Source organism: Mesorhizobium tamadayense (genome assembly GCF_003863365.1).
GTDB lineage: Bacteria > Pseudomonadota > Alphaproteobacteria > Rhizobiales > Rhizobiaceae > Mesorhizobium > Mesorhizobium tamadayense.
Window position 1 is genome coordinate 1 of the sequence record NZ_RQXT01000175.1, and the last position, 1,032, is coordinate 1,032.

Genomic DNA, 1,032 nt, shown 5'->3' on the forward strand with positions numbered 1-1,032 from the left:
TCGCGTTCCTGACGGTTCACACCTGCGACTTTGAGCGGATAACCAATGTTGTCCGCCACGGTCATATGCGGATAGAGGCCATAGTTCTGGAACACCATGGCGAGGTCGCGTTTACCCGGCGGCAAATCGTTGACCACACGATCGCCTATGCGAATCTCGCCAGCGCTCGGGTCGTCGAGCCCGGCGATCATGCGCATTGTGGTGGACTTGCCACAGCCAGAGGGCCCTAGCAACACGACGAACTCGCCATCGGCCATGGCGAGCGAGATCTTTTCCACGGCGACAAAGGAGCCCCACAATTTAGATACGGATGACAATGTTACGGAGGCCAAGATCATATCCCTTCGTGGGCGATGCTACGGACAGCAGTCATAGCTGTGGAGTATTTGTCACGATAAATCGTTGACGGCGATGGTCGGTTTCGGGAACGCCTCCGACGGTCGTTCAGCCCGCATCGAGCTAACTGAAACACCATGAACTCTCGCTCAGGTCGGCCCATGTAGCCGGCGATGTCGGTGCCAAGTGCTAAGGCGCCAACGTCAGTACCGGTGAGAATATACACATGCACGTCTGGATCAGAGGGCACCACGTTCCGCTTCTCCAGCCAGTCCCACGTCAGCGAGGCGATCCTGGGCCCAGGAATATCAAAGAGCATGGTACGCGACATGGTCAGCCCTTCACCGCGCCGGCCGTCAGGCCTGCTACGAACTGTCGTTGCAGAACGAAGAAGACAGCGACCACCGGCATGGAGATCATCACGGATGAGGCCATGAGCTCTCCGTAGCGGATGCCGTACTGGCCGATAAAGTCATTCACTCCAACGGGCAGCGTGCGCATCTCCTTGGTCGAGGTAAAGGAGAGCGCAAAGAGGAACTCCTGCCAGGTGACGATAAGCACAAAGACTGCAGTGGCGACGATCCCCGGCCGGCAAAGCGGCACGATTATCTCGAAGAACGTTCTGAACGGCCCGGCCCCATCGATCGCCGCCGCTTCTTCGAGTGTCAGCGGCAAATTGGCCATGAAGCCACGCAG

At 58.2% G+C, this 1,032-nt stretch carries 2 protein-coding genes; both read right to left on the reverse strand.

The window, feature by feature from the left end:
• The coding region (locus EH240_RS37070; RefSeq protein WP_148101185.1) for an ATP-binding cassette domain-containing protein at positions 1-332 on the reverse strand (332 nt) is incomplete at its 3' end.
• 337 nt (positions 333-669) lie between these two features.
• Positions 670-1,032, reverse strand: a 363-nt coding sequence (locus EH240_RS37075; protein ID WP_148101186.1) for a carbohydrate ABC transporter permease, incomplete at its 5' end; no start/stop codon positions are given.